Annotated in this window: 18 protein-coding genes and 2 pseudogenes; 13 read left to right on the top strand and 7 right to left on the bottom strand. The window is 54.4% G+C overall.

The annotated features are described in order from the left end of the window. Nucleotides 1-287 precede the first annotated feature (287 nt). From CKK19_RS00100 to CKK19_RS00080, 5 genes and pseudogenes are all read left to right on the top strand, one after another. Complete coding sequence (locus CKK19_RS00100; RefSeq protein ID WP_154819164.1) at nucleotides 288-884, top strand: hypothetical protein; 597 nt, start codon at nucleotides 288-290, stop codon at nucleotides 882-884. Between the two features lie 497 nt (nucleotides 885-1,381). Next, nucleotides 1,382-2,713, top strand: a pseudogene (locus CKK19_RS00095) (RHS repeat-associated core domain-containing protein); the annotation flags it as partial. Between the two features lie 69 nt (nucleotides 2,714-2,782). Next, nucleotides 2,783-3,073, top strand: a complete 291-nt coding sequence (locus tag CKK19_RS00090; RefSeq protein WP_096217047.1) for a ribonuclease domain-containing protein — start codon at nucleotides 2,783-2,785, stop codon at nucleotides 3,071-3,073. Beyond that, nucleotides 3,073-3,411, top strand: a complete 339-nt coding sequence (locus CKK19_RS00085) for a barstar family protein (protein ID WP_023299531.1) — start codon at nucleotides 3,073-3,075, stop codon at nucleotides 3,409-3,411. Before CKK19_RS00090 ends, CKK19_RS00085 begins: the two co-directional genes overlap by 1 nt. A 132-nt stretch (nucleotides 3,412-3,543) precedes the next feature. Continuing rightward, nucleotides 3,544-4,107 carry a hypothetical protein gene (locus CKK19_RS00080; RefSeq protein ID WP_063853745.1) on the top strand — a complete coding sequence of 188 codons (564 nt, stop codon included), beginning with the start codon at nucleotides 3,544-3,546 and terminating at the stop codon, nucleotides 4,105-4,107. A gap of 83 nt (nucleotides 4,108-4,190) precedes the next feature. Here CKK19_RS00080 and CKK19_RS00075 read toward each other — a convergent pair whose 3' ends face one another. From CKK19_RS00075 to CKK19_RS00065, 3 genes are all read right to left on the bottom strand, one after another. Beyond that, nucleotides 4,191-4,520 (bottom strand): type II toxin-antitoxin system HigB family toxin, encoded by a 330-nt coding sequence (locus CKK19_RS00075; RefSeq protein WP_032671566.1) that lies wholly within the window; start codon nucleotides 4,518-4,520, stop codon nucleotides 4,191-4,193. Between the two features lie 200 nt (nucleotides 4,521-4,720). Continuing rightward, a complete protein-coding gene (locus CKK19_RS00070) occupies nucleotides 4,721-5,131 on the bottom strand; it encodes an ASCH domain-containing protein (RefSeq protein ID WP_023299534.1) in 411 nt (136 codons plus the stop codon). A gap of 200 nt (nucleotides 5,132-5,331) precedes the next feature. Further along, on the bottom strand, nucleotides 5,332-5,787 hold the full coding sequence (locus CKK19_RS00065; RefSeq protein WP_023305643.1) for a hypothetical protein: 456 nt from the start codon (nucleotides 5,785-5,787) through the stop codon (nucleotides 5,332-5,334). Between the two features lie 703 nt (nucleotides 5,788-6,490). Here CKK19_RS00065 and cspA point away from each other — a divergent pair. Then, complete coding sequence (gene cspA / locus CKK19_RS00060; protein ID WP_022647355.1) at nucleotides 6,491-6,703, top strand: RNA chaperone/antiterminator CspA; 213 nt, start codon at nucleotides 6,491-6,493, stop codon at nucleotides 6,701-6,703. A gap of 227 nt (nucleotides 6,704-6,930) precedes the next feature. On the opposite strand, the gene CKK19_RS00055 is transcribed toward cspA, so the two are convergent. Then, nucleotides 6,931-7,827 carry a LysR family transcriptional regulator gene (locus CKK19_RS00055; protein WP_063853746.1) on the bottom strand — a complete coding sequence of 299 codons (897 nt, stop codon included), beginning with the start codon at nucleotides 7,825-7,827 and terminating at the stop codon, nucleotides 6,931-6,933. Nucleotides 7,828-7,932: 105 nt separating this feature from the next. Between CKK19_RS00055 and budA the strand changes: the two genes are divergently transcribed. From budA to CKK19_RS00030, 5 genes are all read left to right on the top strand, one after another. Beyond that, entirely contained in the window at nucleotides 7,933-8,712 is a 780-nt protein-coding gene (gene budA, locus CKK19_RS00050) for an acetolactate decarboxylase (protein ID WP_139153954.1), read from the top strand. Between the two features lie 13 nt (nucleotides 8,713-8,725). Then, complete coding sequence (gene alsS / locus CKK19_RS00045; RefSeq protein WP_022647358.1) at nucleotides 8,726-10,405, top strand: acetolactate synthase AlsS; 1,680 nt, start codon at nucleotides 8,726-8,728, stop codon at nucleotides 10,403-10,405. 20 nt (nucleotides 10,406-10,425) lie between these two features. Continuing rightward, complete coding sequence (locus tag CKK19_RS00040) at nucleotides 10,426-11,196, top strand: (S)-acetoin forming diacetyl reductase (protein ID WP_022647359.1); 771 nt, start codon at nucleotides 10,426-10,428, stop codon at nucleotides 11,194-11,196. A gap of 130 nt (nucleotides 11,197-11,326) precedes the next feature. Continuing rightward, on the top strand, nucleotides 11,327-11,800 hold the full coding sequence (locus CKK19_RS00035; protein WP_022647360.1) for a cold-shock protein: 474 nt from the start codon (nucleotides 11,327-11,329) through the stop codon (nucleotides 11,798-11,800). Nucleotides 11,801-11,907: 107 nt separating this feature from the next. Then, nucleotides 11,908-12,606: a GNAT family N-acetyltransferase gene (locus CKK19_RS00030; protein ID WP_063853752.1), complete on the top strand. Its 699-nt coding sequence runs from the start codon at nucleotides 11,908-11,910 to the stop codon at nucleotides 12,604-12,606. Nucleotides 12,607-12,725: 119 nt separating this feature from the next. Here the strand turns inward: CKK19_RS00030 and betA are convergent, their stop codons facing one another. Genes betA through betI form a run of 3 tightly spaced genes read right to left on the bottom strand, consistent with a single transcriptional unit; the run spans nucleotide 12,726 to nucleotide 16,477 of the window. Beyond that, complete coding sequence (gene betA, locus CKK19_RS00025; RefSeq protein WP_032676376.1) at nucleotides 12,726-14,390, bottom strand: choline dehydrogenase; 1,665 nt, start codon at nucleotides 14,388-14,390, stop codon at nucleotides 12,726-12,728. 13 nt (nucleotides 14,391-14,403) lie between these two features. Further along, on the bottom strand, nucleotides 14,404-15,876 hold the full coding sequence (gene betB, locus CKK19_RS00020; RefSeq protein WP_063853747.1) for a betaine-aldehyde dehydrogenase: 1,473 nt from the start codon (nucleotides 15,874-15,876) through the stop codon (nucleotides 14,404-14,406). Nucleotides 15,877-15,889: 13 nt separating this feature from the next. Then, the gene (gene betI, locus CKK19_RS00015) at nucleotides 15,890-16,477 is read right to left on the bottom strand and encodes a transcriptional regulator BetI (protein ID WP_023299544.1); all 588 of its coding nucleotides are present in this window, start codon (nucleotides 16,475-16,477) and stop codon (nucleotides 15,890-15,892) included. A gap of 128 nt (nucleotides 16,478-16,605) precedes the next feature. On the opposite strand from betI, the gene betT reads away from it, so the two are divergent. Then, a complete protein-coding gene (betT, locus tag CKK19_RS00010; RefSeq protein ID WP_022647365.1) occupies nucleotides 16,606-18,639 on the top strand; it encodes a choline BCCT transporter BetT in 2,034 nt (677 codons plus the stop codon). A gap of 75 nt (nucleotides 18,640-18,714) precedes the next feature. After that, nucleotides 18,715-18,900, top strand: a pseudogene (locus tag CKK19_RS00005) (addiction module toxin RelE); the annotation flags it as partial. Nucleotides 18,901-18,920: the final 20 nt, after the last annotated feature.

Genomic DNA, 18,920 nt, shown 5'->3' with positions numbered 1-18,920 from the left:
ATATCGTTGACATGAATGTAAAGGCACGAGAAACAAAATATGGTATGATTTACGGTCGTGATGCTTTAATAATATCTAGCGCTGAGTTAAAATTTTATCCCTTTAGCTTTTTGGTAAAAGCTTCTTTAGGTTTATCTGCTACCAGGTAGGCGTAATCCTAATTAGAAAAATCATTGGTTTGAGCATCCCGACGGCCACCCGGATGCCAGTCAAACTGGTATGTCTGAGCATCATTCTAATGGTCATGTGCATGTGATTAACCCTAAAGGTAATGAGGTGATTTTTACATGGTAAATAATATGCCTGAGCAATTAATTAAATTTCCTGTTTCCGAATGGATAGTTCGATCAGGTCATTTTAAAACTGATTTATCATCGGAGGCTTATTGTATTTGCTATCAATATAATATAGATATTAATGGATATGGTCCTTATGATTTTTTAACTGAAAAATCGAAGGGGCTTTTGTCCTCTTTATTTACAAATCTTATGTGTTTTAATAAAGAGGGACAAAGTCTTGATGCTTGCTCAGCCATAAGTAGAAATGGGCTTTATTTTTATGGCAACAATAATGAACAAGTGAATAAACAACTGGAGGAGTATCGCAAGATGCTTCTGAAAAATAAGTTAAGAACTAATAAAGGATTGCCTGAAGAGATTTTACCTGACAAACCTGAACTACTTAATCTTTATGATGATTATGGTGGTGTTGATGTAAGTGTAATAAATTCTTTAATAAAGGAAGGTTACCAATTTCTTTTTTACTGGTTTTTTACTCCTGTCTCTGGAGGGAGTGTAATTGTTTTTGATGGTAACATATGGGATAAAGCCGTTGAATATTGCAAAGAAAATGGAATTGGTTTCCAAGAGTTTGATTCAGATTGATAATCTGAAAGAATGGTAAGGTTGTTTTTTATAAATTAGTTAACTTATTAATAAAAAGGACTGGAAAGATCTTTTTATCTTTCCGGCTTTTTTATTATTCTAATTTTGGGGAAGTGCTACATAGGCGTACACTTAGTCCCTTTGTCCATATGTCTAGCCAGATAATGTTACTTGGATAGCTCCTACACAACATAATTATCCGCCATCAGAAAAATATAGCTGTTCGAAATATTCATGGCGACGCTGCGCCCGGTCTCAAATCCCTTCTCTGCGAGTCAGTTGCTCATGAAGGGGCAAGTTGGGCTTGCGTGTATGTCCGGCAGAGATTTAGGTTTACGGTTGGAATAGGTAATGCCGACAAAGTTGACCTTAAAAAGCAGGATACTATGAGTAAGTTTTTTCTATTTAACCTACTTATTAGAAAGTAACATAAGTATCGTGCAGATAGCTTAATTTATCAGGGTGTGGCGGTAGCATGATTGTCTTATGCAAACCGCTACTTCCGCGACCTGAGCGGCCAGATTACCCGCATCCGCCGCACGCCGACGGCCGAAGGCGTTGCCCTGGGTATCGAAAGCGATGAGATCGCTTACCGCCACGACGCCGCCGGGCGCGTGCTGAGCGAGTCCGGCATTAACGGCGCGGTGGGCTACGAATGGGATGCTCTGAGCAACCTGACCGGCCTGACGCTGCCCGGCGAGCAAAAGCTGGCCTGGCTGCACTACGGCTCCGGCCACGTCAGCGCCATCCGCTTCGGGCAGCAGCTGGTGACCGAGTTCACCCGCGACCGCCTGCACCGGGAAGTGCGCCGCACCCAGGGCGCGCGCGAGCAGCTCCGTCAGTATGACAGCCTCGGCAGACGCACCCTGCAGCGCAGCGAACTGAGCACGGACGTGACCCTGCCGGAGCAGGCGCTACTGGAACGCCTGTATCGCTACACCGCGCGCGGTGAGCTCTCCGGCGTCAGCGACACCCTGCGCGGTGAGGTGGACTACGGCTACGACGCCGAAGGGCGTCTGCTGAAGCACTACGAGGACCGGCAGGGACACAGCCGTGCGCAGTTCAGCTACGACGCCGCGGATAACCTCGCCGCCAGTGACGCTGCGGCACCGGTCACGGATAACCGCCTCCAGCACTGGCAGGCGCTTTTCATGAAATACGACCACTGGGGCAACCTGGTCAGCCGCCGCAACGGGCTGTATGAACAGCATTACGCGTATGACGCCGAGAACCGGCTGGTATCCGCCCGCGGAACCGGGCCGGAAGGGCGTTTTGAGGCGCGCTATCACTACGACGCGCTGGGCCGCCGCACGCGCAAAATCGTCACCACGACGCACGGCACCACCGACACCCGCTTCCTGTGGCAGGGCTATCGCCTGCTGCAGGAGCAGCAAGAGAGCGGGCTGTGCAGCACGTATTTATACGACCCGAATGAAGCCTGGAGCCCGCTGGCGCGTGTGGATCACCTTCGTGACCAGAGCAGCGGTGAGATTTACTGGTTCAATACCGATCTGAACGGTGCTCCGCTGGAGGTCACAGACGAGCGCAGCGCGGTGCGCTGGAGCGGCCAGTACGGCAGCTTTGGCGAGGTGCGCCATCAGAGCGAAGGGTTCTCACGGCTTGTGAATCGCACGGCGATGGCACACCAGCCGCTTCGCTATGCCGGGCAGTACGCTGACGGTGAGACGGGACTGCACTATAACCTGTTCCGCTACTACGACCCGCAGGTCGGGCGGTTTATTGTGCAGGATCCGATTGGGTTGAATGGTGGGTGGAACCTATATCAGTATGCGCCGAATCCGTTGGGGTGGATTGATCCGCTGGGTCTTAAATGTTCTCATTCATCAAAGAATCCTAAAGAATTTCATGCTGTTGTAAACGAAAAATGGGGGCATAAAATGACCGCCTCAGAAATGAGGGAAGTACAAAAAACAATCGATAATATTAAATTGAATAGACCAGCTTTTCCTCGTGATGGAATACCTTTTGAAAATAATTTCAAAATTTCACCAGATAGTCAGCGCCTTAATACAGGAAGCGGTCCTTATAGAGAATGGACAGTAAAAACACCTGGTGTAGGAAATCGAGGAGCCAGGCGTATAGTTGTGGATACAAAAACAGGTCAAGCATTTTATAGTCACGACCATTACAACACTTTCATAGAGATCGGTCTGGGAGGATGGAAGTAATGAAAGTAATTACTTTATCTATTGACTTTAAAGAAATAAATGATGTTACAGAATTTCATGATAGGGTTAAGCACTTGTTTGGCTTTCCTGATTTCTATGGTAATAATTTCCATGCATTCATAGATTGCCTGACTAGTTTGCGATTCCCAGAAGAGGGGATGACATCTTTAAACTTAAAGCAAGACGAGTTTTTATTACTTAAGATAAGTAATATCAACAATTTGAATGAGGGATTGAAGCATGATTTTCTTTTGTCAATTCAAGAGGTAAATAATAGAAGTATTTTATTTGGTGAGGAGCCAACTATCTTGTTATTGCTTTGTGCACAACATAAGTGAAATATGGCGGGCGAAAAGAAAAATTCGCCTGTTTTTTATTAATTGATATTATTCTGAACGGAAGTATGTTGCGGGAAGTATATTTTTCACTCACTATGCGGAGTGTAATCATAGATACTTTAGGGAGGGCTGATGAGAGGGATTAAAGAGGCGTTGAAGCAACTAGCCGCTATTTGTAATGAATACTCGGTATCCGGAAATTTCAATACCGTTAATGACTTGGACAATGCATTTCCAACCAACCTACCTCGTTCCACAGATGTTGATTACTTATATAAAAATTACAATCCGGAAAAATTAAACATTGAAACAGGCTTCACGCCAATTAAAATTTACTCTATCAGTGAGCTCTCGAAGGCTCAAAGTGGTTATGAATACTTACCGGATAATTATCATGTTATTGGTGATGATTTAGGTGGAGGTAAACCTTTAATTGCGGTTATCGAAGAAGGGAATACCTCTGTCTATGCTAGTTATGATGTAATTGAACCATTTAAAATAGCTAGCAGTCTCTCTGGATTTATATTTTCATTAGCTGAGCTTATTGATTTGGTATATGGTCAATACGGTATCTTTGATATAGCAGATGATAATGACGAAGTGAAAGGTGACTTTATTGATGAGTTGCGGAAAAGAATTGCGCCTCTTATCGGTAATGAAGGTTTTAATGCATTCTATGATTATTTTTATGGCTAGGGTACATGTTTTTTATTTAAATAAATGAATGGGATATGCCTCGCTTGTCAGATTGTTCGCCGCTTTGATGGCTGCTGCAAAGTTCATTCTTTCGTTCTCCGGTAGAGGTACGTGAGCTTGTCATACTCTGCGTGAGTGCTGGTGTGTTTGATGAAGAGCTTTCCGCGCTCAAAATCAGTAAATAACATTACTCTTAAATACCCGCCACCTACGTCAATGACCCACCATTTTTCCCGGTATTTCATCCTCTCCCGGCTGGGGAAGCGCTTTCGCATGTCGTCTGGTGATGGGTAGTGGTCTCCTTTTAGTACCCAGTAAAGATCTTCCAGAGCGAGTTCTTGAATAGGAAAATGTCTGGTGGCCGCGTCGAAAGCGCTCTTGAGACTGCGGGCATTTTTGCCCCTTGTTTCCAGATTGGAAACATTTAAGGTGGTGGTCGGCGGGTTGAGAATGTGGGAATTGTCATGGATTGCAGTTTTCATTTGCTCGTGATAAAGGCGATCATTTAATGAGTGTGAACACTGTAAGAGGTGACTGTGAAAGAAATGTCCACTTTGTGCCAGGAGCGGACATTGTTATTAATAGCAGCAGACGCCAGCCGGACTCTCTCGTCTTACAGCACTTCAACCACTTCAAATTCTTCTGCGATCAACTCCATATCTTTAGAAAAATGACCTTCGCGGGTAAAAAATCGCTGATGCTCATTTCGCCAGTATTGAAGGCTTAAATCGCCTTCACCTTCTTTGCGGGCAAACTCCTCAGTCACATCACAAAAACGCACCAGTCGCATTGAAACCAGCCGGGTCACGCAGACCGGGGCATTCAGGCCATCAAGGATAATGTTATAGCTTCCAATCCTCGGGGCAGACTTTTCTTGCTGGTAAGAGGCAAAGGATCCGCAGGAGGCCGTTTTAATCCCTTTTTTAATCAGGTCCGCAAGCTCGCTGGCCAGTTCCGGGCTGTCTCCCATTTGCCAGGCATCTGCGCCTGGATACTTTACTTTTAATACCTCAACAGTAGCCATTAAGAGCCCTTTTTAATCGTCGATGAAAAATGTCATACAGAGTTTTAACATGAACTTTCCGGACATTAACATTGATGCTTTCCCTCTGCTACTTTGTCCGCTCTTCGCTCTTACCAGACATTCAAAAACAACATTAAATTTTGCGTATGGCCGGGGATCCGCTTCTTACCCAGCAGAACTCCGGCCTCCCATCACCCGCCTCAGTGCGTCGTTATATACGGCTCCTTCACAAACTCTGCCAGCAACCAGACCATATCATGCAGTAGCCCGGTGAGTTCTTTCGCCACGCTCGCAGGCAGTGTCCCGCCCATCACCGCCAGCGTTAATGCCACGGCATAATCCACCTGCAACACCGTTTCCTGCCAGCAGTCCGGCACGCAGGAAGTAATCTTTTCACCTGCAATCAATTGCTCAACCAGATACGACGGAAGCTCTGAGTCACAGCACTCACGCAGCCGCTTCAGCGCGGCCAGCAATCGCTTGCAGAGCGTGGTAAACGTCACTGTGTCGTCAGTTTCCACCAGCACGCTGACATACGCGGCGCAGGTATCAGCCAGCTCGAAAAGATTCGCAAAATCGGAAATTGAAGCGTTGATGAGCTGATGAACAGCGCTTTCTTCAGAGAGCGCATAAGAAAAGTTAGGTGTAGTAGCCATTTAGCATCCTCGTCGTGCAGAAAAGTGTCATGTTATGCTAACGGGTTCCTACGCCCGGTTACGGATGTGCCGCAACGCAGGCACTTTACGACCGTGAAGAAGGGATGAAAAGGGATAACCCTGAATTACATAAGGTTGCTTGCAGGTTTGCGAGGCGGCTTCCAGAAGGGGATTGCCGCGTGGCGGCTACGCCCGACCCGGCCTCCAAAACCACCGCGATACGACCCGTAGGCCCGCGCAAGCGCAGCGCCCCCGGGCACAGTTTGCACTGCGGTTACGTCTTACGCAGACCTTTTCATTTTGAGCATCCCTTCTAATGATGTCTGCGTCGCGCGGGAGGATTTTCCCGCCTGTGAACAAAACACCCCAAACTCCCGGCACAGTGAAAGCGTAGACATTTTGTAGTACATGGTAGACCTCAAGCCAGAACGATGTCTGGCACCGCGACCAGCCATCCGGGCGTTTAAATGGTTAAAATAAATAATAATAATCATTGCGCAATAAATTTCGCTGTGTCTTAATAGCGTCATCGGTTTGGAATACAGACCTTATGAAAGCAGTTTTAGTAAAGCAGTCCTCAGTTCAGGTGTTATCAGTAGATACTCCTTCTTCGTGAGCCTCCTCCTAAGTGCCAAATAAGTAACTCTCGAAATACAGGCCATCATCGCCGCGCTTAAGTGGCTCATAAATTAAGGATTTATCTATGTCTAATAAAATGACTGGTTTAGTAAAATGGTTCAACGCAGATAAAGGTTTTGGCTTTATCACCCCTGACGACGGCAGCAAAGATGTATTCGTACATTTCTCTGCAATTCAGAGCGACAACTTCAAAACGCTTGATGAAGGTCAGAAAGTTTCCTTTACCATTGAGAATGGCGCAAAAGGTCCAGCAGCTGGAAACGTTTCTCCACTGTAACCCGCGCTAAATATCAGTGCGGCGTACGATAGCGATGAAGACAATAGTCCGAGCAGTTAAGCTGTACTGATAAAAATTAACCCGCACCTGTGCGGGTTTTTTTATTTTTAAAGGGTAATGGTACTGAGTTTTATATGGCAGCCTGCCCATACTCCCTTCAAATTCAGCCTCAAAAACTGCTTCGCAATAAATTGAGCATCAATACAGTCCGCAGTTTCTGAAAAGGTTCATCCCTGCTCCCGTTCCCCCTCGCTCATCATCGCCAGAAACCGTTTCACCGTCCGCGAACGCTCAAATCGCCGCCAGCAGAGTGCGATATCGGTATAAAGCTCTGGTGAGCGCAGCGCATGGTAGGTGACATTCGGCGGAGAAATAGCGGCCATGGATTTCGGCACCAGCGCGAACCCGCCGCCCGCGGAGACCATGCTCAGGGAAGAGGAAAGTTGTGAAGATTGCAGCGTGTGTTGCATATCGATCCCGGCCCGCTCGCAGCTGCCGTAAACGCGGTCATACAGCCCCGGCGCGACCTCCTGGGGAAACAGCACCACCGGTGTATCCCGAAGCTGCTCTAACGCCAGCGAATCGCACGCAGCCAGAGGATGATCGCGATGCAGCGCCACCACCATCGGCTCCCGGTCGAGGATTTTCAACTCGAACACCTTGCTGCTTTCGCACGGCAGGCGCACAAAGGCGATATCCAGTTCACCCTCCGCCAGCATTGTCGTCAGCGAAGACATATTGGCTTCCACCTGGTGAACCTGCACCGCCATGTTCTGCACCTGAAACTGACGAATCAGCGCGAAAATTTTGGGATGAAAGGCGTCGGAGCTGGTGATGCCAATCGACAGGCTGCCGTTCAGGCCGCGCGCGATGCCCCGGGCTTTCTCCAGCGCGGCGTCGCTCAGCGCCAGGATCTTACAGGCGTCCTCATAGAAGGCTTCTCCCGCCTCGGTCAGCTCCACGCCCCGCGTCAGGCGCCTGAACAGCGGTGTGCCCACTTCCTCCTCAAGCCGTTTAATCTGCTGGCTCAGTGGAGGCTGTGAAATACCCAGCGCTTTGGCCGCCCTGGTGAAGTGTCGCTCGCGTGCAACCGCGACAAAATAGCGCAGATAACGAAGTTCCATATCAAAAACGTCTCAAACCAGCATGGATTCTATATTGGAACTCTCTGCTGAATCGGGTCAACATTTATTTAACCTTTATAAATAAAGTTGAAGAGGACGGGCATGATGATGCATTCATCTGCATGCGACTGTGAGGCGAGTTTATGCGAGACCCTGCGTGGGTTCTCGGCCCAGCATCCTGACAGCGTGATCTATCAGACATCGCTAATGAGCGCCCTGCTAAGCGGCGTCTACGAAGGGGAGACGACGATCGCCGACCTGCTGGCACACGGTGATTTTGGTCTCGGCACCTTTAACGAGCTGGACGGTGAAATGATTGCCTTCAGCAGCCAGGTGTACCAGCTGCGCGCCGACGGCAGCGCCCGCGCCGCGAAGCCGGAGCAAAAAACGCCGTTCGCGGTGATGACCTGGTTCCAGCCGCAGTACCGCAAAACCTTTAACGGTCCGGTCAGCCGTCAGCAGATCCACGACGTGATCGACCAGCAGATCCCCTCCGATAACCTGTTCTGCGCGCTGCGCATCGATGGCAACTTCCGCCATGCGCATACCCGCACCGTTCCGCGCCAGACGCCGCCGTACCGGGCAATGACCGACGTGCTGGACGACCAGCCGGTGTTCCGCTTTAACCAGCGCGAGGGCGTGCTGGTCGGGTTCCGCACCCCGCAGCATATGCAGGGCATCAACGTGGCGGGCTATCACGAGCACTTTATCACCGACGACCGTCAGGGCGGGGGACATCTGCTCGACTATCAGCTGGAGAGCGGCGTGCTCACCTTCGGCGAAATCCACAAGCTGATGATTGACCTGCCCGCCGACAGCGCGTTTTTACAGGCCAACCTGCACCCCAGCAACCTTGATGCGGCGATCCGTTCCGTCGAAAACTAACAGGAGAACTACCGTGAACAGTGAGAAACAGTCACGTCAGTGGGCGCACGGCGCCGATATGGTTGTCGGCCAGCTGGAAGCGCAGGGTGTGAAGCAGGTGTTCGGGATCCCGGGCGCAAAAATCGACAAGGTCTTTGACTCCCTGCTGGACTCCTCCATCGAGATTATCCCGGTGCGTCACGAGGCGAACGCGGCGTTTATGGCGGCAGCGGTAGGGCGGTTAACCGGCAAGGCCGGAGTCGCGCTGGTCACCTCCGGGCCGGGCTGCTCCAATCTGATCACCGGCATCGCCACCGCCAACAGCGAAGGCGACCCGGTCGTCGCGCTGGGCGGGGCGGTGAAGCGGGCGGATAAAGCCAAGCTGGTGCACCAGAGCATGGACACTGTCGCCATGTTCAGCCCGGTGACCAAATACGCCGTAGAAGTGAACTCCCCGGACGCGATTGCCGAGGTGGTGTCGAACGCGTTTCGCGCTGCCGAGCAGGGCAGGCCGGGCGGGGCGTTTGTCAGCCTGCCGCAGGATATTGTCGACCAGCCCACCACGGGGGCGATTTTACCCGCCAGCGGCCCGGCGCTGATGGGCCCGGCACCGGAGTCCGCCATTAACGACGTGGCGAAGCTTATCGAGAACGCCAAAAACCCGGTCATTTTACTCGGCCTGATGGCCAGCCAGCCCGCGAACAGCGCCGCGCTGCGCACGCTGCTGGAGAAAAGCCGCATTCCGGTCACCAGCACTTATCAGGCCGCCGGGGCGGTGAATCAGGAACACTTCACCCGCTTCGCCGGGCGCGTCGGCCTGTTCAACAACCAGGCCGGAGATCGGTTGCTGCATCTGGCGGATCTGATTATCTGCATCGGCTACAGCCCGGTGGAATACGAGCCGTCCATGTGGAACAGCGGCGACGCGACGCTGGTGCACATTGACGTGCTGCCCGCCTATGAGGAGCGCAAGTATGTTCCCGATCTGGAACTGGTCGGGGATATTGCCGCCACGCTGAATCTGCTTGCTAGCCGAATCGAGCACAAACTTGAACTCAGCCAGCGCGCCTCGGAAATTCTTGTCGATCGCCAGCATCAGCGTGACCTCCTCGACCGTCGCGGCGCATCGCTAAACCAGTTTGCCCTGCATCCGCTGCGCATCGTGCGCGCCATGCAGGACATCGTGAATAACGACGTAACGCTCACCGTCGATATGGGCAGCTTCCACATCTGGATCGCCCGCTACCTCTACAGCTTCCGCGCGCGTCAGGTGATGATCTCCAACGGACAGCAGACCATGGGCGTGGCGCTGCCGTGGGCGATTGGCGCGTGGCTGGTCAACCCGGGGCGCAAGGTGGTGTCGGTCTCCGGGGACGGCGGATTTTTGCAGTCGAGCATGGAGCTGGAAACCGCCGTGCGCCTCAATGCCAACGTGCTGCACATCATCTGGGTGGATAACGCCTACAACATGGTGGCGATCCAGGAAGAGAAAAAATACCAGCGTCTTTCCGGCGTGGAGTTTGGCCCGGTCGATTTCAAAGCCTATGCCGACGCCTTCGGTGCGAAAGGCTTTGCCGTCGAGAGCGCCGACGCGCTCGAACCGACGCTGCGTGCCGCAATGGATGTCGATGGCCCGGCCGTGGTGGCCATTCCCGTCGACTACAGCGATAACCCGCTGCTGATGGGCCAGCTCCATCTCAGCCAGATTTTGTGAATCAATATAAGGACAGAGAAATGCAAAAAGTGGCTCTCGTAACCGGCTCCGGCCAGGGGATTGGCAAAGCGATCGCGCTTCGCCTGGTGAAGGACGGCTTTGCCGTCGCTATTGCGGATTACAACGAAGAGACGGCGAAAGCGGTTGCGGATGAGATCACCCGCAACGGCGGGAAAGCCGTCGCCGTGAAGGTGGACGTCTCTGACCGCGACCAGGTGTTTGCGGCGGTGGAAAAAGCCCGCACCGCGCTGGGCGGCTTCAACGTCATCGTCAATAACGCCGGGGTGGCGCCGTCTACCCCTATCGAATCCATCACGCCGGAAATTGTCGACAAGGTCTACAACATCAACGTGAAAGGGGTGATCTGGGGCATTCAGGCCGCGATTGACGCGTTCCGCAAAGAGGGGCACGGCGGTAAAATCATCAACGCCTGCTCCCAGGCGGGCCATACCGGCAACCCGGAACTGGCGGTGTACAGCTCCAGCAAGTTCGCGGTGCGCGGTTTAACCCAGACCGCCGCGCGGGATCTCGCGCCGCTGGGGATCACCGTTAACGCCTATTGCCCGGGCATCGTCAAAACGCCGATGTGGGCGGAGATCGACCGTCAGGTCTCCGAGGCGGCGGGTAAACCGCTCGGCTACGGAACGGAAACCTTTGCCAAACGCATCACGCTTGGCCGTTTGTCCGAACCGGAAGATGTGGCCGCCTGCGTCTCTTACCTCGCCGGACCAGACTCCGACTACATGACCGGTCAGTCGCTGCTGATTGATGGTGGGATGGTGTTCAACTAAATTCTAATAAGCTCTGACATGAACTTTCCCCTGCTCCCGTGCAGGGGCTTTTTTTTGTCTCCTCAGCCATTGTGCATTACACTGCGCGCTGCAAAACTTTAGTCTTAAGATCTGACAGGCGGTAACAGCGATGAACGGTACAATCACAACGTGGTTTAAAGATAAAGGCTTCGGATTTATCAAAGATGAAAACGGCGACAACCGCTATTTTCACGTGATTAAGGTCGCCAACCCTGATCTGATTAAGAAAGATGCGGCGGTGACCTTCGAACCCACCACAAACACCAAAGGCCTTTCCGCGTATGCGGTGAAGGTGATCCCGGAGAGCAAGCATCTTTATATCGCGGGCGAGCGCGTGAAGCTCACCTCGATCAAATCCTTCGTGGTGTTCAGCGAAGAAGAGCCCGTTGAGACCAAAATCGACAAAGAGAACGCGGTGCTGTCGGTGGGGCTACTGATGAACAGCATCAAGCCGAAAAGTGAGAAAAAACCGGGCGAGATGCGCACGGTGAAGAAGCTGGCGATCACCACCTTCCAGAACACGACGATGATCTTCACCGAAGATGAAATCGACATCGACGCGACGGTTAAGCTGCTGAAGTAATTTTATGCCGGGTGGCGGCTACGCGTTACCCGGCCTGCACGGTCTTCCTTTTCGCCCGCTTTTTAACCTGCTATAACAAACTCCTTACCTTGCAGGGAGTCACCGCCGTGCCCGAAATCAATCAACATGGTCAAACCGTTAACGATATCGTCCCCGACTGGAAATGTGCCCGAGCGCTAACTCGCACGCCGCTAACCGGCCAGTATTGTCGTCTGGAACCGTTGGACGCAGAACGCCACGCGGCGGATCTGTTTGAAGCTTACACACTGGGCGATGACAGCGACTGGACGTGGCTTGCCAGCACCCAGCCTGTGAGTGTTGAGGCTACTGCGCACTGGGTGCTTGGAAAGGTGCTGGATGACGACCTGGTGCCCTTTGCCGTTATCGATCTGCGCACCGAAAAGGCGGTAGGGCTGGTGAGCTATATGGCGATTGAACGCTTTCTGGGATCGGTGGAAATTGGCCACGTCACCTGGTCGCGCAAGATGAAAGGCACCCGCATTGGCACCGAAGCGGTGTGGCTACTGCTGAAAAATGCCTTTGAGCATAAATATCGTCGGCTGGAGTGGAAATGCGATTCGATGAACACCGCCTCACGCAACGCGGCGGAGCGGCTGGGGTTCGTCTGGGAGGGACGTCTGCGCCAGAAGCTGGTGCGCAAAGGACGCAACCGCGACAGCGATATGCTCTCTATTATTGACGGCGAGTGGCCGCAAAGGGACGCGGAGCTGCGCGCCTGGCTGGCGGCGGAGAATTTTGACGCGGAAGGGCGGCAGGTCAGGCGGTTAGAGGAATTTCGAAAATAATTTTCCCTCACCCTAACCCTCTCCCCGGAGGGGCGAGGGGATTGCTCAGTGCTCGCATTAATTTGTGGGGAACCCTCAGCCCTTTGGGAGAGGGCCGGGGTGAGAGGAGAAGTTCGCACTCAGCGGCGAACCGGCGCCCCATCCGCCACATAATACGCCGCCGTGCTCTTCGCCAGCGGCTCGCGCCCGCGAATGCCGTCGGCAATCTTCTCACCAATCATGATGGTGGTGGCGTTCAGGTTGCCAGTGATAATTTGCGGCATAATCGACGCATCTACCACGCGTAACCCTTCCAGCCCGTGAACGCGGCCTTCGCCATCGACCACCGCCATTTCGTCGTAGCCCATCTTGCAGGTGCCGCACGGATGGAAGGCGGTTTCGGCGTGGTTACGCACGAACTCGTCCAGCTGTTCGTCGGTCTGGCATTCGACGCCCGGGCTGATTTCGCGACCGCGATACTTGTCCAGCGCGGGCTGGTGCATGATCTCGCGGGTGATGCGGATCGCGTCGCGGAACTCCTGCCAGTCCTGCTCGTGGGACATATAGTTGAACAGGATCGCCGGATGCTGATGCGGGTCGCGGGACTTAATCCGTACGTGCCCGCGGCTCGGCGAGCGCATGGAGCCGACGTGGCACTGGAAACCGTGTTCTTTCACCGCGTTCGAGCCGTTGTAGTTAATCGCTACCGGCAGGAAGTGATACTGAATATTCGGCCACTCGAACTCCTCGCGGCTGCGGATAAACCCGCCCGCTTCGAAGTGGTTGCTCGCGCCCACGCCTGTGCCGCCAAACAGCCACTCCGCGCCAATCTTCGGCTGGTTCCACCACTGCAGGGCAGGGTAGAGGGAAACGGGCTCTTTGCATTCATACTGAAGGTACATCTCCAGGTGATCCTGCAAGTTTTCCCCCACGCCGGGTAAATCATGTACCAGCGGGATATCAAACTGCTTCAGCAGTTCAGCGTTGCCCACGCCGGAGCGCTGGAGGATCTGCGGAGACGCAATAGCGCCCGCGCACAGCAGTACCTCTTTCTTCGCTGTCGCTTTTGACGGAATGGTGCTTTCGCCTTCCAGCCACTCGACGCCCACCGCGCGCTTGCCGTCAAAGATAATGTGATCGGTCATGGCGTGGGTGCGGATGGTCAGATTCGGGCGCGGTTTGGCCTGATCCAGATAGCCGCGCGCGGTGCTGGCGCGTCGGCCCTGCGGCGTGACCGTGCGATCCATCGGGCCAAAGCCTTCCTGCTGATAGCCGTTGAGATCGTCGGTGCGCGGGTAGCCCGCCTGCACGCCTGCCTCCACCATCGCTTCAAACAGCGGGTTCACGCCCGGCTTAGAGGTGGTGACGCTCACCGGACCGTCGCCGCCGTGGTAGTCGTTCGGCCCCACGTCGCGGGTCTCTGCCTTGCGGTAGTAGGGCAGACAGTTGAGATAGCTCCAGTGCTCCAGACCCGGTTCTTTCGCCCAGTTGTCCAGATCCATTGCGTTGCCGCGCACGTAGCACATGCCGTTGATCAGCGACGAGCCGCCCAGCCCTTTTCCGCGTCCGCACTCCATGCGGCGGTTGTTCATGAAAGGCTCTGGCTCGGTTTCATACGCCCAGTTGTAGCGCTTGCCCTGCAACGGGAAGGCCAGCGCGGCAGGCATCTGGGTGCGGAAGTCAAAGCGGTAGTCCGGCCCGCCCGCCTCAAGCAGCAGGACGGTGGTGTTCGGATCTTCAGTCAGTCGTGTTGCCAGAACGTTGCCGGCAGAGCCGGCCCCGATAATGATGTAGTCAAATTGCAAATAAACCTCCCGGTTAAAATATGGACTGGAATTTACCCATCTCAACCTGGATGGACTTCACCTGGGTGTAACTCTGAAGCGTCATGACGCCGTTCTCGCGGCCAATGCCGGAGTGTTTGTAGCCGCCCACCGGCATCTCTGCGGCGGATTCGCCCCAGGTGTTGATCCAGCAGATGCCCGCTTCGAGCTGATGAATAGCGCCGTGGGCGCGGTTCAGATCGGCGGTGACAATGCCCGCCGCCAGACCGTAGTCGGTGTCATTGGCGCGACGAATGGCCTCTTCGTCAGTGTCATAGGAAAGAATGGACATCACCGGGCCGAAGATCTCTTCGCGCACGATGGTCATTTCGTCGGTGCAGTCGGTGAACACGGTCGGGGCAACCCACGCGCCGTTATCAAAGCCGTCACCCTTCAGCACGTCACCGCCGCACAGCACGCGCGCACCTTCCTCTTTGCCTTTGGCGATGTAGCGCATCACGCTGTCGCGGTGCGGGAAGCTGACCATCGGGCCGAAGTTAGTGTTTTCATCGAACAGGTCGCCCGCGCGGATGCGGCCCACGCGCTCAACGATTTTTTGCTCAAACGCGGCTTTGAACTTCGCGGGCACGAACACGCGGGTGCCGTTGGTGCACACCTGACCGGAGCTGAAGAAGTTGGCCATCATGGCGATATCTGCCGCGAGATCCAGATCCGCATCGTCAAACACTATCAGCGGGGATTTACCGCCCAGCTCCATCGTCACCTCTTTCAGGGACGAGGCCGCCGAGTTCGCCATCACCTTTTTGCCGCTGGCGACGCCGCCGGTAAAGGAGACTTTGGCGATGCCCGGATGCTCGGTCAGGTACTGGCCGGTTTCCGCGCCCACCCCCGGCAGAACGTTAAACACGCCGTCCGGCACGCCCGCTTCGGTGTAGATTTCCGCCAGTTTCAGGGCGGTAAGCGGCGTTACTTCGCTCGGCTTGAAGATCATCGCGTTGCCCGCCGCCAGCGCCGGGGCGGATTTCCACAGGGCGATCTGGATCGGATAGTTCCACGCGCCGATGCCCGCCACCACGCCCAGCGGCTCGCGGCGGGTGTAGACGAAGGAGGTCTCGCGCAGCGGGATCTGGCTGCCTTCCAGTGCCGGGATCAGCCCCGCGTAGTACTCCAGCACGTCCGCGCCGGTGACGATGTCGACGGTCGAGGTTTCAGAAAACGCTTTGCCGGTGTCGAGGGTTTCCAGCTTTGCCAGCTCGTCGTTGCGCTCGCGCAGGATATCGACGGCGCGACGCAGGATGCGCGAGCGCTCCATGGCGGTCATCGCCGCCCAGATTTTTTGCCCGCGCTGTGCGCTTTCCACGGCGCGGTCCACGTCTTCACGCCCGGCGGCCTGCACGCTCGCCAGAACTTCACCGTTGGCCGGGTTGATGGTCTCGAAGGTGCGACCGCTGGTGGCGGATGTATAACCACCATTGATATAAAGCTGCTGTTCTGCCATTCGGGACATGCTTCCTCCTCGGTTATTCGGTCGGTAAATGCTGGCTGATAAAGTGGCTGGTAAGCGACTGGGCCAGGGTTTTATCCAGCGGTTTGCCGCTGAGCGCGGCGCGCAGCCACAGCCCGTCAATCAGTGCGGCGAGCCCGTAGCCCGCCTCTTCAGCCTGTTCACGCGGCAGTTCGCGGCGGAATTCGTACACCAGATTTGAGAGCAACCGGCGGCTGCTGACCTGCTGCAAACGATAGAGCATCGGCTGATGCATGCTGCTGGCCCAGAAGGCCAGCCAGGCCTTCATCGCCGCGCCGCTGACCTGGGTTTCATCAAAATTGCCGCCGACAATCGCCTGCAAACGCTGCTCTGCACTGCCGTCCGGCAGGGCGCGTAAACGGCTTAATACCGCATCGCGTAACTGACCGGTGATGTCGCGCATGGTTGCTTCCAGCAGACCGTTTTTATCTTTGAAATAGTGGCTGATGATGCCCGTGGACACGCCCGCCCGACGGGCGATTTGCGCGATGGTTGCGTCATGCATTCCCACTTCATTAATTGCTTCCAGCGTGGCATCGATGAGCTGCCTGCGCCGGATCGGCTGCATCCCCACTTTGGGCATTTTTGCCACTCCATTCATCAGCGTTGGTAATCTATTAAAGCGGTTTTTGATTGGACGTTCAATATAAAATGTGTCTTAATTGTTGCGATTTTGGATTTTAATAGTTACAAAAACAGTGGGGATACTGGATGACAGACCTTTCACAAGACAGAGAAAAAGACAAAATCAACCCGGTCGTTTTTTTTACGTCCGCCGGGCTGATTTTGTTGTTTTCCCTGACGACCATCTTCTTTCGTGATTTTTCTGCCGAGTGGATTGGGCGCACCCTGAACTGGGTGTCGAAGACCTTCGGCTGGTACTACCTTCTGGCGGCGACGCTCTATATCGTCTTCGTCGTCTGCATTGCCTGCTCGCGCTTCGGTTCGGTGAAGCTTGGGCCGGAGCAGTCCAAGCCCGAGTTCAGCCTGCTGAGTTGGGCCGCGATGCTGTTTGCCGCGGGCATTGGCATCGACCTGATGTTCTTCTCCGTGGCGGAACCGGTCACGCAATATATGCAGCCGCCGGAAGGGGCAGGGCAGACGATGGAGGCCGCGCGTCAGGCGATGGTCTGGACGCTGTTCCACTACGGCCTGACGGGCTGGTCAATGTATGCCCTGATGGGCATGGCGCTCGGATACTTTAGCTATCGTTATAATTTGCCCCTTACCATCCGCTCCGCGCTGTACCCGATTTTCGGGAAAAAGATCAACGGCCCGATTGGCCACAGCGTCGATATCGCGGCGGTGATCGGCACCATCTTCGGCATCGCCACCACGCTCGGGATTGGCGTAGTGCAGCTTAACTACGGGCTGAGCGTGCTGTTTGACATCCCGGATTCGATGGCGGCGAAGGCGGCGCTAATTGCGCTGTCGGTGATCATCGCTACCATCTCGGTGACCTCCGGCGTGGATAAAGGTATTCGCGTGCTCTCCGAGCTGAACGTCGCGCTGGCGCTGGGGCTGATCCTGTTCGTGCTGTTTATGGGCGACACCTCATTCCTGCTCAACGCCTTAGTGCTCAACGTAGGTGATTACGTGAACCGCTTTATGGGCATGACGCTGAACAGCTTCGCCTTTGACCGCCCGGTGGAGTGGATGAACAACTGGACGCTCTTCTTCTGGGCGTGGTGGGTGGCCTGGTCGCCGTTTGTCGGCCTGTTCCTGGCGCGCATTTCGCGTGGCCGCACCATCCGTCAGTTCGTGATGGGCACGCTGATCATCCCGTTCACCTTCACCCTGCTGTGGCTGTCGATTTTCGGCAACAGCGCGCTGCACGAAATTATCCACGGCAATGCGACCTTCGCGCAGGAAGCGATGGTGCACCCGGAGCGCGGCTTCTACAGCCTGCTGGCGCAGTATCCGGCGTTTACCTTTAGCGCGTCCGTAGCAACCATTACCGGCCTGCTGTTCTACGTCACCTCGGCGGACTCCGGCGCGCTGGTGCTGGGCAACTTCACTTCGAAGCTCAAAGACATCAACAGCGATGCGCCGAACTGGCTGCGCATCTTCTGGTCCGTCGCCATCGGCCTGCTGACGCTCGGCATGCTGATGACCAACGGCATTTCGGCGTTGCAGAACACCACGGTGATCATGGGCCTGCCGTTCAGCTTCGTGATCTTCTTCGTGATGGCCGGGCTGTATAAATCGCTTAAGGTGGAAGACTACCGCCGCGTCAGCGCCAGCCGCGACACCGCGCCGCGGCCGATGGGCGCGCAGGACAGGTTGAGCTGGAAGAAACGCCTGTCGCGCCTGATGAACTACCCGGGCACGCGCTACACCAGCCAGATGATGGAGACGGTCTGCTTCCCGGCGATGGAAGAGGTGGCGCAGGAGCTGAAGCTGCGTGGCGCCTACGTGGAACTGAAAAACCTGCCGCCGGAAGAGGGCGAAACCCTGGGGCACCTGGATCTGCTGGTGCACATGGGCGACGAGCAGAACTTTGTTTATCAGATCTGGCCGCAGCAGTATTCGGTTCCCGGCTTTACCTACCGGGCGCGCAGCGGGAAATCGACCTACTACCGGCTGGAGACCTTCCTGCTGGAAGGGAGCCAAGGGAATGATTTGATGGATTACAGCAAGGAGCAGGTAATTACGGATATTCTGGACCAGTATGAACGGCACCTGAACTTTATCCATCTCCACAGGGAAGCGCCGGGGAATAGCGTGATGTTCCCGGATGTCTAAACGGATTCTTAAAATACCTTCAGACTGTATATAAATACAGTTATTTGGCGCAGCATTACTCAAGGAAGAGTAACCATGCAGCAAGAGCCTGATGCTGAAGCATTCGGGCTTTTGCTGCGTTTAGGGAAGGAACTATGGATGAGTCATGCGATAGAGTTTATCGAAACATCACTCTTTACCCGACAGATTAAAAGCATTGCTACGGATGATGAATTAAAGGATCTGCAAAAGGAACTTATTGCCTGGCCTGATAAAGGTGACTGAAGTGGTCAACAAAAACT

Origin of the sequence: Enterobacter sp. CCUG 70166 (genome assembly GCF_020224095.1) — a bacterium.
GTDB classification, from domain to species: domain Bacteria; phylum Pseudomonadota; class Gammaproteobacteria; order Enterobacterales; family Enterobacteriaceae; genus Enterobacter; species Enterobacter intestinihominis.
This window is presented reverse-complemented; position numbering and strand designations above follow the sequence as displayed.